The organism is Oceanivirga salmonicida, assembly GCF_001517915.1.
In the GTDB taxonomy this organism is placed as follows: domain Bacteria; phylum Fusobacteriota; class Fusobacteriia; order Fusobacteriales; family Leptotrichiaceae; genus Oceanivirga; species Oceanivirga salmonicida.
Window position 1 is genome coordinate 30,024 of record NZ_LOQI01000007.1, and the last position, 14,334, is coordinate 44,357.

Sequence of the window (14,334 nt, forward strand, 5' to 3'; positions counted from 1 at the left end):
TAATGTAATTAAAAATAAAAAAGAGTGATAAAATGAAAAAATTGAAATATATAATACCGTTAATATTAATAACACTAATCACTTCTACATATTATACGATAAAGTATAATATAACAGAAATTACTAATTTTGTCGTGAAAGATTTAGTGAAATTAAATATTGATGCAGGTAAAATAGAATTAAATGGTTTTAATATTGATTTAAATGACGTAGTAGTTAATGAATTAGACGGAACAAAAGTTGGAACTATTAAAAAAGCAACATTAAGATTTAATCCTTTACTAATAACAAGAATAGGTAGCGTAGACGTTTACGGTGCTAATTTTGATATTATACAAAATAAAGATGGAAAATTTAATGTAGATAATATACTTCCAAAAACTAATATAAAGCGTAAAAAAAGAAGAAATTCTAATTTAGGAAATGTATATTTACATGATTCTAAAATTAGATATATTAGTAAAAAATTTGATAAAGAAATAGAAGAAATTGTTGAAAATGTAAATGGGAAAATTAATTTATTATCAGGTATAGGTTATGATATAAATGTAGAAGGTCTTACTAAAAATGGTGTTATAGGCGTAAGACTTAGAAAAGAGAATAAGTATCTTAAATTAAATTTTAAAGATTATAAGGCTCGTGATGAATTTTTACAATATGTACCCATTGATTTTATTAAATCCGGTTTAGCAACATTAAATGGTACATTGGAAATATATAAAAAAAATCAGGAAAATAAAATTAAATCTGATTTAGATATATCAGTTGATAGTGCTTATTATAAAGATTTTGACAAAGAAATTAAAGATATTAATGCTAAATTAGTAGTAAAAGATAAAAAAATAGATATTATAGCCGATGCTAGGGTAGATAATAAACCAGTTAAATTAACATTAAATACAGTTTTAAATGATAATATGAAATTAAAATTAGATATAGAAGATATTTCATTTTACACTTTAAAAAAATATAAATTATTAGATAAAATTAATGTTGATATTGATGGAAATGTTAGTGGAAGTATAGATACTTTATTTACTTTTAAAGATAAAAAAATAAAATTAGAAAAATATAATTTAGATATTAAATCAGATAGTTTAAATGTATTTGGTAATGATTTAAAAGACGTTAAATTAACGCTAGATGAAAAAAATATTTTATTAACCAGTAAATTAGATGATATAGAAATAAAACTTAAATCTAATGAATATGACATAGAAAAGCAAATGGTCAAGTTGCATATAGATGCAACTAATGTCCCAGTAGTTGAAGAAATTAATGCCGATATAGAATATAATGATAAAAAAATATTTGCTAAGTTATCTAATAATGATAATAGTATCAGTATAAATGGTACTACCGATGCTAATTCTAATCATGACTATGATATAGTTGCAAAACTTAAAGAATATGGAAATATAAATGCTAAGGTAGTAGGTAAATCAGATAAAATAGACGTTGAATTTAAAACAAATTCAGAGTATTTTTATAAAGTTGTAGATATACATAATTTGCAAACCGAAGGTGTAATTAAAGATATATTAGGTGAAAGAAAATTAAATGCAAAAGTTCAAGCAGATGAAGTTTGGTTAAATTATCAAAGACTAGTTAATGTGAAAGCAGATATTGAATATGCTGATAATAAAATAAATATAAATAATATAAAAAATGAATTTTTAGATGCAACTGCTAGATATGATTTAGATGATAAGTTAATATACTTTGATGCTAAATTAAAAAACTATATGCTGTATACTACTTCAAAGAAATTAGATATTAATGTTATGGCTAGTAATTTAGCGTTAAGTGGAAGTACAGATTTAAAAAATATTAATGCTACTGGTACTCTTAAAAACTCAGATATATATTTAGATGGTAAAAAAATAGGGGTTATTAAGTCAGACGTATTAATTGAAAATGAAAATTTAAAATTAAATGCTATTTTAAATGAGAGTAAATTATTAGTAAATTATAATATAAAAGCTAAATATTTAGATGCTAAAATGGTAATAGACCAAGAATTATCTAAAATTAAAAAATTTGATGAATTAAACGCAGTACTTAAAAGTGATATAAATATTAAAGGAAAACTTGATAATTTATATGGAGATATGACATTAAGGCTTAAAAATATTAAATATAATAACAAAAGTATGCCTGAATTTAGTATAAAATCTAAATTTAAAGATATTGATATATTAGAAGAAAATAAAAAAGGTAAAATTGATATAGAAAAATTTCAACTTATAAAGGATGGTAAGAGTATATACTCAACTAATTTATACATTGATTTAGAAAATTTAAACATGAATTTAGACTTAGATTCAAAAAATGTAGATTTATCTCAATTTTCTCCTGATTTATTAGGAAATGTAGAATTAAATGCATATTTGAGGGGTAATTTAAAAGATTATTTTGGAGAAGTAATAATTAACTCTAGGGAAATAAATATTCTAGAGAATAAATTTAAAAATTTAGCATTATCTATACAAGTTAATAATAAAGGTATAAATATAGGACAAGGTTATGTTGAATATGAAAAAAATCCTTTAATAGTAGATGGTTATTTATTATACACACCATTAGATTATAACTTTAAGGTACTTGCAAAAGATTTTGATTTAGGTTTTTTAAAACTTAATAAAAATGTAAAAGAAGCAAGTGGTATAGCGGACGTAGATTTAATTGCCAGTAACGGTAATGTAAAAGGGGATATTAAACTTAATAATTTAAGATTATTAACAACTGATATAGACATAGAAAGAGCCAATATAGATATAGGCTTACTTAATAAAAATGTTAAAATAAATGAATTTAGCACAAATTTAAATGGCGGAAGAATAGAATTGACAGGTAATTTTATGTTCCCAGTACTAGATGAAAATTTTATAAATAACAAAAAATTAAAATTAAATGATTTCAATCTTAAATTAATGTCAAGAAATGTTGTACTTAAAAATAATAAAAATAATGTTAAATTTAATACAAGTCTGACATTAAACGAGAAAAAATTATTAGGAAAAGTTGAAATATTAGGTGGTTACTTAAATGATATAAATGCCTTTGAAACAAAGAATAAAAATAAAAAATCAAATTATTTTGTTACAATTATTCAAGAAATAGTATATAATATAATGAGAGAATATAAAGTTAAAGTAGATTTAAATATTAAGAAACCTATTTTAGTTGATATTCCTAATTATATCTTAATAAAAGATATAGGTGGTAAAGTAGTAGGGAATTTAGATATAGAGTATTATAGAAATAAAGCATATGTAAATGGAATTTTAAATGTAGATAATGGATCATTTGATTTTAACAAAAATCATTTTAGAGTAGATAGATTGAAGGTTGAATTTGATAGAACAGACGTTAAATTAAACCCATCAATTGACTTAAAAGCAGCAACAAATATAAATAATGAGAATATAGAATTATCTATTAATTCAAAATTAAGTGATATATTTATAAACTTTAAATCTGAAAACTCTAGGTCAAGAGAAGAAATAATTAATTTATTGACTCTTAATGGAAAAAATATTGATAGTGGTAAAGATGCATTTAATTTTGCAGCTAAAACTGCCATAAATCAATTAGTTAGTACATTTACTAACCCTATAGCTCAAAAGTTAGGGTTTACAAAATTTGAAATAAATGCAGGCGGTTTAAACGGTAAGGAATTTACAATAGGTAATTTAAGAAACGCTTCTGCTAATTTCTATTTACAAGGTTTAATATATAAAAATATATATTGGAACTTGAAAACTAACATACCATTTGACACAAGAAATAATGCAATAGATTATGATATAGGTTTATCATATGATATAAAAGAAAATGTTAACGCTAATTTTGGTGTTAAATTAGATTCAAAAGTAAAAGGTATTAAAGATATTGATTTTTATACTGGGGTAAGCTTTAAAAGAAAATTTAATCATATTTCAGATATCTTTAATAGGAAAGGAAAAAAATGAGAAAAAATTTACAAAAAGTAATGTTATTAGTTTCATTATTTATAACGGCTAATGTTATGGCTGAAAATACTGATATACTTACTCAAAATGCTAATACTAATCAAAGAGTTAATGTATATGTTAATAATATTAGTGTAGCAGGGAATAGAAATGTAGATTTATCAGAAATAATAAAACAAAGCAATATAAAAAGAGGAGATTTATTTGATCCTGAAAAAATAAAAGAACTTATGAATAAAATTATAGAAACAGGGTATTTCCAAACAATAACTCCTGATGTTAAAACTAATTTGGAAAATAAAAGTGTAGATATAGTTTTAAATGTTAAAGAAAATCCAGTTTTAAATAGTGTAACTTTAAAAGGTGTAACAGTATTTGACGTGGAAGAATTAAAAAAATCGTTAGGATTAGAAAAGGGTAGATTATTTAATTACTATTTTGTTGACCCACAAAGAAGTCCAATTTTAGAAGCATACTTTAAAGCAGGTGTAATAGCACCATTTATAGCAAGTTCAAATTTAGATGAAAATAATAACTTAGTTATAGAAATATCAGAAGGGACATTAACTAAAATTAATTATCTTAAATCTACTGTTAGAGAAGATAATGTTAGATTTTTAGAAAGTGATTTTAAATTAAAAACACAACCTTTTGTATTTGAAAGAAATGAAAATATAAAATTAGGAAATATTTTAACATTAGATGGTGTTACACAATTAAAAAATAATTTAGCAAGAACAGGATTATTTGACGTTATAGATCCAAGACTAGAAATAGACCCAACTAATACAAAAAATAGAATATTAAACATAGTTGTTGATGAGAGAAGAACAGCTTCAATCAATGCACAACTTAGTTATTCAAAACAATCTGGTTTAGTTGGAGAAGTTGGAATATCAGATAAAAACTTTTTAGGAACACAACAAGACGTTGGTTTAAGTGCTTCGTTTTCAACAGGTGGAAGTTATCAATTTGCATTAAATTACTATAATCCATGGATAAAAAATACGGACCAAGTACAAGCGGGAGCATCATTATTCTTAAAAAGAGAAAAATCTACTAAAAAGGATTTAGAAAGAGATGAAAAAATAGATGGTAATATCCTATATTCACCATTTGCAAACTTAATAAGACCTGCAAATGAATATACATTTGGTTTAGATTTTAGTATAGGTAAAAGAGTGTATAAAGATATATATTTAAGTGCAAAACCTAAATTGTATTATAACACAGCTAAAACTAAACATGGTTTAAAAATAGGAGAATCAGTATTATTAGGTACAGGTTTAGTATTTAACTATGATACAAGAGATGACGTTTTCTTACCTAAAAATGGTATAAACGTAGTTGCAACATTTGAGGCTAATGGTATTTTAAAAGATAATCATTTAACACCATTTGGATTAAGTAAAGCATATGAAGACTTGAAAAAAGAGCAAGATAATTCTGGTTTAACACCACATATTAAAGATAAGAAATTAACACCAGAAGGTAAAGTATTAGCTGAAGAGAAAGCTCTTGCTCATAAAAAGGATTTTGAACAAAAAATAGATGGTTATAGAAAGAACTCAGGATTAGGTAAGAAAACAGTATTTAGACCAAGATTCTATGGTTCATTTAATTTAGACGCATTGTTCTATAAATCAATAATTAAAGATAAAAATTCATTCGCATTTAAATATAACCTAGGTCTTGCAACAAATTCAACACCATCTAATTCATTGTTTGTAACAGATAATTATGGTAAAACATTAAGAGGTTATAACGAATCAGCAAGAACTAATTTTATAACTTCAGTTACAGCAGAAAATAGATTCTATATTAATAAATACTTACAAGCAGTTTTCTTTGCAGATGCAGGTATATATGCAGAACAAAAAACTGGTGCAGATAAATTTGATAATAATGGTTATCAAAAATATGAAACAATAGGTGAAGTATTTAAAGGATTTAAATCTCATATTAAATCAGACGTGGGTGCTGGTATAAGAATAAATACTCCTTTGGGATTAATAAGATTAGATTACGGAGTACCATTAATAAATAAAGGTGAACAAAAAGGTGGAAAAATCACATTTGGATTTGGACATACATTTTAGTTAAAGACTAGTCTAACTAGTCTTTATTTATGGAGAAAAAAATGAAATCAAGAATAATAATAGGAACAAGCAAAAATGTAAGATTTGCTATAGCAGATACTAGTTCAATAGTTAAAAATGCTAAGAAATATAGTGATTATAACGAAATGTTTTTAACATCAGAAATAGCATTGTTAAACATTGCATCTATATTATCTATGAATATAAAAAGTGATTCTGGTAAAATAGCATTGGTATTAAAAGCTGATGGTATGTTAGGTAATGCTAAAGCATTAGCAAAATATGATGGTAGAGTTATAGCAAATTGTAATTTAGATCAAAATGATATAATAAAAATAAATAATGTAAAAAATATAGATGAATTTAAGTCTTTATATAAAATAGGTAAAGGAACTATATTAGTAGAAACTAATTTAGGTTTAAAAACGCCATATATTACTGGTTTAGAAATAAATGAAGATGAAACAATAGAAGAAGTATTTGAAAAATATTATAAAAATTCTGAACAATTAAAAACAATAATTAAAACTAGTATTAAATTCAATGATAATAATGAATTTGATAAAAGCGGAGCATTAATTATACAGTTATTACCTAATTCAGATGAAAATATATTTGATAAATATGAAGAAAAAATGAAAATGATATATAATTTAACAGAATTATTAGCACATGATTTTACATTGGAAAAAGTAGCAGATTTAATATTTGAGAATATAGAAGAATATAATATATTAGAAACTAAAAATTTAGAGTTTGCCTGTGAATGTAATAAAGAAAATTTTAAAAATTTAGTATTAAATAATCTAGAAAAAAAAGAAATTAACGAAATATTATCTGAAGAAGGTTATGTAGAAACAGTATGTGGCTTTTGTAATAGAGTATATAGATTTGAGGATTTTAGTTAGGAGATTTTATGGATACAGCAATTTACGATAAATGTAATGGTGTAAATATTATAAAAATAAGTGGTAAGGCTACTATGAAAAATGTAACTAGTATAGAAAAAATACTAGATGAAAGTGATAAAACGCCTATATTAGATTTTACAGAAACTACATATTTAGATAGTACATTTTTAGGTCTTATTGCTAAATACACTATGATATTTAAGAAAAAAAATGATGAGTATTTGAATTTATTAAAGCCTAATAAAGAAATAATAAATATATTAAAGCAAACAGGAATACTTAAATTTTTAATAATACTAGATGAAGAAATTCTAATTGAAGGTAAAAAGATACAAAATTTACCTGCTAATCCAAAGCAAATATTAGAATTACACGAAACTTTAATGAATTTAAATGAAGAAAATAAAAAGACTTTTGCGAGTGTAGTTGAGCAAATGAAGAAAGTTGTAGGGAATAAAGATGATGAATAATTTAAACAAGATAAGATATAGAATAGAATATTTAGATTTAAAATACCCATATTTAAAATTTATACCATTAATAATCATATTATTAAGTTTATTTATAGACAGAAATGACATAATACTTAGTATATTTAGAGTAACAGCATTTTTTATAGCAGTGGTTTTACACGAAATAGCACACGGTATAGTTGCTTATTATTTAGGAGATAATACTGCTAAAAATGCAGGGAGACTTACTTTAAATCCAATAAAACATTTTGATTTAGAAGGTCTATTATTACCTGCAATGTTACTTTTATTTGGTTCGCCAATTATTATCGGAAGTGCAAAACCAGTGCCAGTTAATTACTATAATTTAAAACTAAAAAAATTAGGAATATTTCTTGTTAGCATAGCAGGAGTAGCAACCAATTTTTTATTGGTAATTACCGCACTACTATTGTATAAATTTATATTTATAGTATATGTTAGAATATTTTTAATAGAATTTATTATAATTAATATAGTATTAGGAGTATTTAATTTAGTTCCTATACCACCGTTAGATGGTAGTAGAATATTAAGATTAATAGTACCAAGAGATTTTAAATATGCATTAGATAGAATAGAAGCTAACCCTTTTATATCATTCTTTCTTATTATGTTACTTATATATTCTAATATACTAAGAAGTGTATATACATATGTTTTTGGATTATTGTCATGGATATTGTAGTAGGTAGTACTAAAATAGAATTTATAGAAAAAAAATCAAAATTTATAGGTTATATTAAAGGTGTTAAAACTAAGCAAGAAGCCATAGATTTCATTGAGCATATTAAAGAAAAGCATAAAGATGCAACACATAATGTACCAGTATATAGAATAGTAGAAAATGGTCAAGAATATTTTAAATATGACGATGATGGAGAACCGCAAAATACAGCAGCAAAACCTATGGCTGATATTTTTGAAAGAAAAAAAATATATAACTTTGCGATTGTTGCTACCAGATATTTTGGAGGCATAAAATTAGGTGCAGGTGGACTTATTAGAAACTATGCAAGAGTTGCAAAAGAATTGTTTGAAGTTTGTAAAATAGAAGAATATATAGAAAAATACACCGTTATAATCAATTTTGATTATACCAAACAAAATATAGTTGATAAAATAATAAATGATGAAAACATAGAAATAATAGAAAAAAGTTATTTAGAAAAAATAAATTTTAAATTAAAATTAACAAAAAAACAAATAAAAAAATTTGAAAATATCAAAAATGTTGATATAATAAGATTGTAAGATATTTTTTTGTTAAATGAAAGTAGGAAAAAATATGAGTCAAATAGTTGCAATAGTTGGTAGACCTAATGTTGGAAAATCAACACTATTTAATAAATTAGTAGGAGATAGAGTTTCTATTGTTGATAATGTACCAGGTGTTACCAGAGATAGGCTATACAGAAGTATTGACTGGTTAGGTAAAGATTTTGTGTTGGTAGATACAGGTGGATTAGAGCCTAGGAATAATGACTTTTTAATGAGTAAAATTAAAGAACAAGCACAAGTTGCTATTGATGAAGCCAATGTTATTATATTTTTAGTAGATGGTAAAGTAGGAATTACAGGATTAGATGAAGAAATAGCAGAAATACTTAGAAAACAAGATAAAAAAGTAGTAGTAGCAGTAAATAAAATAGATAACTACATTAAAGATAAAGATAATGTTTTGGAATTTTATGCACTTGGTTTTGAAACAATAGTAGGAATATCTGCAGAGCATAAAACTAACTTAGGAGATTTATTAGACGAAGTAGTCGAAAAATTTGAAAATGATAAATACGATAATGTAGATGAAGGTCTAAAGATTGCTGTACTAGGTAGACCAAATGCTGGAAAATCTTCTTTAATAAATAAGATATTAAATAAAGAAAGAAATATAGTAAGTGATATTGCAGGAACTACAAGAGATTCAATAGATACTAATTTTAGATATAAAGAAACAGCTTATACTTTAATAGATACAGCAGGAATAAGAAGAAAATCAAAAATAGAAGATAGTATAGAATATTATAGTGTTCTTCGTGCAGTTAAGGCTATAGATAGAGCAGATGTCTGTGTACTTATGTTGGACTCATTAGAACTTATTACTGAGCAAGATAAAAGAGTAGCAGGACTTATACATGAAGCTAGAAAACCAATAATTATTGCAATAAATAAATGGGATTTAGTTGAAAAAGATAATAATTCAGTAAAAGAATATGTTGAAAAAGTAAAATCAGAAGTACCATTTTTAAATTATGCACCAATAGTTACTATATCTGCCTTAACAGGTAAAAGAATTTTTGATATAATAGATATGGTTAAAGAAATTAATGAAGAATATAATAAGAAAATAACAACGGGAATACTTAACCAAGTATTAGCAGATATGATGGCACAAAATCCTGTTCCTACAAGAAAAGGTCGTGCTGTTAAGATAAATTATGCAACACAGGTTGGAGTACAACCACCTAGATTTGTATTTTTCTCAAATAATCCTGAATTAGTTCACTTTTCTTATCAAAGATATATTGAAAATAAGTTAAGAGAATATTTTGGGTTTGTAGGTTGTCCTATTGATTTAATATTTAATAAAAAGAATGAAAGTAATAAATAATGAAGTTATTAATACAAAGAGTTAGTTTTGCTAACATTACAATAAATAGTGATATTGAGAAGAAAATGGAATATGGCTTATTAGTATATTTAGGTATAAAAAAAGATGATGATTATACTAATATAGATAAGGCAATTAATAAACTACTTAAATTAAGATTTTTTGAAAATGAAGAAGGAAAATTAAAGAAAAATATAAAAGATATTAATGGAAGTATTATGGTAGTGTCTAGTTTTTCTTTATATGCCAAAGCGGATAAAGGAACTACGCTTAGTTTTGATGATAGTGCAAACCATGAATTGGCACAAAAAATTTATGATAAATTTGTAGAAAATTTAAAAATAGAGTATGATAAGGTAGTAACAGGTAAATTTAAAAGTGACATGGATATTATTTCTAATGCAACAGGTCCTGTTAATGTAATATTAGAATTTTAAAAGGAGGTTATATGATAAGAAGTAGACTGAATAAATTTGCATATATTTTATTGTTATTAAACTTCACATTGGTAAGAGCAGATATTAGTCAAAATGAAGTTGATATAAAAATAGATGCAGCAAGTGCAGATTTAGAAAATTTAGAAAATGTAGAATTGGAAAATTATGATAGTGAATATGTACATGATGAAGAATATATACAAGTAAAATCAGAAGAATTAAGACAAAGTTTAGATAATGATTATGAACAAATTGATAATATTATATTATTTGATAAATTAAGTTCATCTTTTGAAGAATGGAAAGGTGTCAAATATAAGTGGGGTGGAGATTCACACAATGGAATTGATTGTTCTGCTTTAACAAGAAGAGTTTATAGAAAAGTATTTGAATATGAACTACCAAGAGTAAGTATTGATCAAGTAAAAAATGGCAAAAGAATAACAAATAAAAATGAATTAAAACCAGGAGATATACTATTTTTCAGACCAAGAAATAGAGTAAATCATGTTGCTATATATCTAGGTAATTCATTATTTATAAATGCTTCATCTTCAAAGGGAGTTATATTATCAAGTTTAAATAATTCATATTGGAAAAAATACTATAAATATGGAGTAAGAGTAGATGCTGCAAGATAAAAATAGAAAATTAGTCGATGCACATTGTCATTTAAATGATAGTAAATATGATACAGATATACATGATATAATAGAAAATATAAATGAAAATATGGAATTTGTAGTTTGTTCGGGTTGGGATTATGATAGTTCATTAGAAGCAATAAAGTTTGCTAATGAGAATGCAAAAATTTATGCTTCTATTGGTTTTCACCCAACCGATATATCTACTATGACAGATGAAAAATTAAGCCATTTAGAGAAATTGGCTAGAACTAATCCTAAGATAGTAGGTATAGGTGAAATAGGTCTTGATTATCATTGGATGACTGACCCAAAAGACATTCAGATTGCTGGCTTTATAAGACAAATAGAAATGGTAAGAAAATTAAATAAGGCAATAGTCATACACACAAGAGATGCAATAGAAGATACTATAAATATATTGAAAAAATATAATGACGTTGGTGGAATATTACATTGTTATCCAGGTACATATGAACAAGTAAAAGATATACTAGATAGATATTATGTAAGTGTCGGTGGAGTTTTAACATTTAAAAATAATAGAAAAACCAGTGAAATGGTATCTAAAATTCCATTAGATAGAATAGTCTTGGAAACAGATAGCCCTTATTTAACACCAGAGCCATATAGAGGTAAAAGAAATAATCCAATATTTACTGAATATGTTGCAAAAAAAATTGCAGATATTAAGGGGATAAGTTATGAAGAAGTTGTAGAAACTACAACTATTAATGCATATAAAGGGTATAAATTATGGAAATAGGAGTAGATATAGTTTCTGTTGAAAGAATAAAAAAAGCTTTATCTAAAGATGGCTTTAGAGAAAAAATTTATACTGAAAATGAAATAAAATATTGTGAAAGTAGAAAAAATAAATTTGAATCTTATGCATGTAGATTTGCAGCAAAAGAAGCCTTTTCAAAAGCGATGGGTACAGGTTTTAGAGGAAATTTTAATTTTCTAGATATAGAAATAAAAAATAATGATATGGGTAAACCATATATAAAATATAAACAACATAAAGTTAAACTTAGCATATCACATGAAAAAGATTATGCTATCGCAACAGTATTACTAGAAGAGGAGCTTTAATGAAAGATACAAAAAGAGTTTTAATATTAGGTTTTGCATTGTTTGCTATGTTCTTTGGTGCGGGTAATGTACTTTTACCAAGTGCCATAGGTTTAAGAGTTGGAGAGCATCTCTTATTAGCAACAATAGGTTTTGTAATTACAGGGGTAGGACTACCTTTAGTTGGATTATTAGTCGTATTTAAAAATAAAGGGAATTATCTAACTTTATTTGATCCTATGGGTAAAATGTTTAGTAAGATTTTTTTACTACTAGCCTTTTTATCAATAGGACCAATAATCGCTATACCAAGAACAGCTGCAACTACATTTGAAATGGGAATATACCCTATTTTCCCTAGTGTAAATGCAACTATTGTAACAGGAATATTTTTTGTATTATGTATACTTTTTTGTATAAATAAGGCAAAAGTATTAGATGAAATAGGTAAAATATTAACTCCCTTATTATTAATAACTTTAATAATATTAATAGTATTAGGAATATTTAATAAAGACACAGTAGTTAATCCAGTAACAGTAAAAAATGTTTTTACTTTTTCATTTTTAGAAGGGTATAATACATTAGATGCAATAGCAGCTATAATATTTGGACAGTTAATATACAAAGCTGTTAAAAATGAAAAAAATGCTATGAAATTATCTATTAAAGCTTCATTTATAGCATTAATAGGATTGATGGGAGTTTATGCAGGACTTATGTATTTAGGAAATACAGTAAATATACCTAATGCCATTCAATATGACAGAACAGAATATACTATAAAAATAACAGAAGTTTTACTTGGAAATTATGGTAAAATTATATTAGGAATAATAACTTCATTAGCATGTCTTACAACAGCTATTGGACTTATAGCATCTGTTAGTGAATTTTTTGAAGAATTGTTAAACGAAAAAATTGATTATAAGATAATTGTAATCGTAATATCTACTATTTCTTTTATAATCTCACAATTAAAAGTAGATATAATAATAAAATTAGCAGGTCCGATATTAAATGTATTTTACCCAGTACTTATTGTATTAATTGGACTTACAATATTTAAGGGTAGACTAATAACTGATAGGGTTATATTTTACACAACATATACAACATTAACAATTGCTATTATAGATCAAATAATGGCTAACACATTGCCACTTAGTCAAATAGGAATGGCTTGGCTTGTCCCTACGGTTATCGTATTAATGATTAGTATATTAGTAAAAGAGTTTAAATATGGATATAAAAGTTGAGAAAAAAAAGCAAGACGTTATAAAAAAGAGTGCTAAATTATTTTATTATCAAGGTTATGTAAATACAGGTATTAGTGAAATATTAAAAGAATGTAAAATACCTAAAGGGTCATTTTATTACTATTTTAAAAATAAAGAAGATTTATTAGTACAAGTAATTGATTACCATTCTGATAATTTAATTAAATTTTTTGATGCTGTTGTTGATGATTTATCAAGTGTAAAGTTAAAACTATTTTTCAATAAGTATTTTAATAGTATAATAGATAATGATTATCATGGTGGTAGCCTTTTAGGTAATATTGCTATAGAAATGTCAGATATAAACGAAGATGTAAGAAAAGAAGTATTAAAAAACTATAAAAAAATTGAATTAAGACTTACCTTATTTTTAGAAATGTTAAAAAAAATTAATTCAAGATATGAGCATATTAATTCAGAAAAAGTTTCAAAAATTTTACTTAATCAAATGGAAGGAACTATGCTAAAGTTAAAGTTAAATAAAGACAAAAGCGAAATAGACGTTTTTTTTGAATTGTTTGATTATATAATGTATAACGAAGAATAAAAAAATAATGTGTTTATGTGAAAGCACACTTAAAATGACCCCTAAAATGGCTTGAAATAAAAGTTCAAATTAGGAGTCGTTTTTTGTTATGTATAATTTAAGACGATTTAATAATGGAATATATTTTTTGATAGATATTTTAGCAGTAGAATAACTAATTTTTAAAATATTATTAAAGAAATAATTCGTGAATATAATTTTTTAACTATTTAAGTTTTTTAGACATAAATTATCATTTTCTTTAATTATATTTATAATGTATTTAT

The 14,334-nt window shown here is 24.5% G+C and carries 13 protein-coding genes; all 13 read left to right on the forward strand.

Features of this window, described 5'->3' with window-relative positions; all coding sequences use genetic code 11:
- Nucleotides 1-32: 32 nt before the first annotated feature.
- Genes AWT72_RS01735 through AWT72_RS01795 form a run of 13 tightly spaced genes read left to right on the forward strand, consistent with a single transcriptional unit; the run spans nt 33 to nt 14,068 of the window.
- A complete protein-coding gene (locus AWT72_RS01735; RefSeq protein ID WP_067139883.1) occupies nt 33-3,974 on the forward strand; it encodes a hypothetical protein in 3,942 nt (1,313 codons plus the stop codon).
- Nucleotides 3,971-6,073 carry a BamA/TamA family outer membrane protein gene (locus AWT72_RS01740; RefSeq protein ID WP_067139886.1) on the forward strand — a complete coding sequence of 701 codons (2,103 nt, stop codon included), beginning with the start codon at nt 3,971-3,973 and terminating at the stop codon, nt 6,071-6,073. The genes AWT72_RS01735 and AWT72_RS01740 overlap by 4 nt, the downstream gene beginning before the upstream one ends.
- 41 nt (nt 6,074-6,114) lie before the next feature.
- The gene (locus AWT72_RS01745; protein ID WP_067139889.1) at nt 6,115-6,981 is read left to right on the forward strand and encodes an Hsp33 family molecular chaperone HslO; all 867 of its coding nucleotides are present in this window, start codon (nt 6,115-6,117) and stop codon (nt 6,979-6,981) included.
- Nucleotides 6,982-6,989: 8 nt separating this feature from the next.
- Nucleotides 6,990-7,454: an STAS domain-containing protein gene (locus AWT72_RS01750; RefSeq protein ID WP_067139892.1), complete on the forward strand. Its 465-nt coding sequence runs from the start codon at nt 6,990-6,992 to the stop codon at nt 7,452-7,454.
- The gene (locus AWT72_RS01755) at nt 7,444-8,163 is read left to right on the forward strand and encodes a site-2 protease family protein (RefSeq protein ID WP_067139895.1); all 720 of its coding nucleotides are present in this window, start codon (nt 7,444-7,446) and stop codon (nt 8,161-8,163) included. Before AWT72_RS01750 ends, AWT72_RS01755 begins: the two co-directional genes overlap by 11 nt.
- Nucleotides 8,151-8,729: an IMPACT family protein gene (locus AWT72_RS01760; RefSeq protein ID WP_067139898.1), complete on the forward strand. Its 579-nt coding sequence runs from the start codon at nt 8,151-8,153 to the stop codon at nt 8,727-8,729. The genes AWT72_RS01755 and AWT72_RS01760 overlap by 13 nt, the downstream gene beginning before the upstream one ends.
- A gap of 34 nt (nt 8,730-8,763) precedes the next feature.
- Nucleotides 8,764-10,086, forward strand: a complete 1,323-nt coding sequence (gene der / locus AWT72_RS01765; RefSeq protein ID WP_067139901.1) for a ribosome biogenesis GTPase Der — start codon at nt 8,764-8,766, stop codon at nt 10,084-10,086.
- Complete coding sequence (dtd, locus tag AWT72_RS01770) at nt 10,086-10,523, forward strand: D-aminoacyl-tRNA deacylase (protein WP_067139904.1); 438 nt, start codon at nt 10,086-10,088, stop codon at nt 10,521-10,523. The genes der and dtd overlap by 1 nt, the downstream gene beginning before the upstream one ends.
- A gap of 11 nt (nt 10,524-10,534) precedes the next feature.
- Nucleotides 10,535-11,164: a C40 family peptidase gene (locus tag AWT72_RS01775; RefSeq protein WP_082680501.1), complete on the forward strand. Its 630-nt coding sequence runs from the start codon at nt 10,535-10,537 to the stop codon at nt 11,162-11,164.
- Nucleotides 11,151-11,933: a TatD family hydrolase gene (locus AWT72_RS01780; protein ID WP_067139907.1), complete on the forward strand. Its 783-nt coding sequence runs from the start codon at nt 11,151-11,153 to the stop codon at nt 11,931-11,933. The genes AWT72_RS01775 and AWT72_RS01780 overlap by 14 nt, the downstream gene beginning before the upstream one ends.
- A complete protein-coding gene (acpS, locus tag AWT72_RS01785; protein ID WP_067139910.1) occupies nt 11,924-12,262 on the forward strand; it encodes a holo-ACP synthase in 339 nt (112 codons plus the stop codon). Before AWT72_RS01780 ends, acpS begins: the two co-directional genes overlap by 10 nt.
- Nucleotides 12,262-13,500 (forward strand): branched-chain amino acid transport system II carrier protein, encoded by a 1,239-nt coding sequence (brnQ, locus tag AWT72_RS01790; RefSeq protein WP_067139913.1) that lies wholly within the window; start codon nt 12,262-12,264, stop codon nt 13,498-13,500. Before acpS ends, brnQ begins: the two co-directional genes overlap by 1 nt.
- Nucleotides 13,484-14,068, forward strand: coding sequence for a TetR/AcrR family transcriptional regulator (locus AWT72_RS01795; protein ID WP_067139916.1), 585 nt, complete (start codon nt 13,484-13,486; stop codon nt 14,066-14,068). Before brnQ ends, AWT72_RS01795 begins: the two co-directional genes overlap by 17 nt.
- The last annotated feature ends 266 nt before the right edge of the window (nt 14,069-14,334 follow it).

Bases quoted from the DNA above. Each gene is read 5' to 3' on its own strand.
- AWT72_RS01735 (WP_067139883.1), top strand. From the start codon at position 33: ATGAAAAAATTGAAATATATAATACCGTTAATATTAATAACACTAATC.
- AWT72_RS01740 (WP_067139886.1), top strand. From the start codon at position 3,971: ATGAGAAAAAATTTACAAAAAGTAATGTTATTAGTTTCATTATTTATA.
- AWT72_RS01745 (WP_067139889.1), top strand. From the start codon at position 6,115: ATGAAATCAAGAATAATAATAGGAACAAGCAAAAATGTAAGATTTGCT.
- AWT72_RS01750 (WP_067139892.1), top strand. From the start codon at position 6,990: ATGGATACAGCAATTTACGATAAATGTAATGGTGTAAATATTATAAAA.
- AWT72_RS01755 (WP_067139895.1), top strand. From the start codon at position 7,444: ATGATGAATAATTTAAACAAGATAAGATATAGAATAGAATATTTAGAT.
- AWT72_RS01760 (WP_067139898.1), top strand. From the start codon at position 8,151: ATGGATATTGTAGTAGGTAGTACTAAAATAGAATTTATAGAAAAAAAA.
- der (WP_067139901.1), top strand. From the start codon at position 8,764: ATGAGTCAAATAGTTGCAATAGTTGGTAGACCTAATGTTGGAAAATCA.
- dtd (WP_067139904.1), top strand. From the start codon at position 10,086: ATGAAGTTATTAATACAAAGAGTTAGTTTTGCTAACATTACAATAAAT.
- AWT72_RS01775 (WP_082680501.1), top strand. From the start codon at position 10,535: ATGATAAGAAGTAGACTGAATAAATTTGCATATATTTTATTGTTATTA.
- AWT72_RS01780 (WP_067139907.1), top strand. From the start codon at position 11,151: ATGCTGCAAGATAAAAATAGAAAATTAGTCGATGCACATTGTCATTTA.
- acpS (WP_067139910.1), top strand. From the start codon at position 11,924: ATGGAAATAGGAGTAGATATAGTTTCTGTTGAAAGAATAAAAAAAGCT.
- brnQ (WP_067139913.1), top strand. From the start codon at position 12,262: ATGAAAGATACAAAAAGAGTTTTAATATTAGGTTTTGCATTGTTTGCT.
- AWT72_RS01795 (WP_067139916.1), top strand. From the start codon at position 13,484: ATGGATATAAAAGTTGAGAAAAAAAAGCAAGACGTTATAAAAAAGAGT.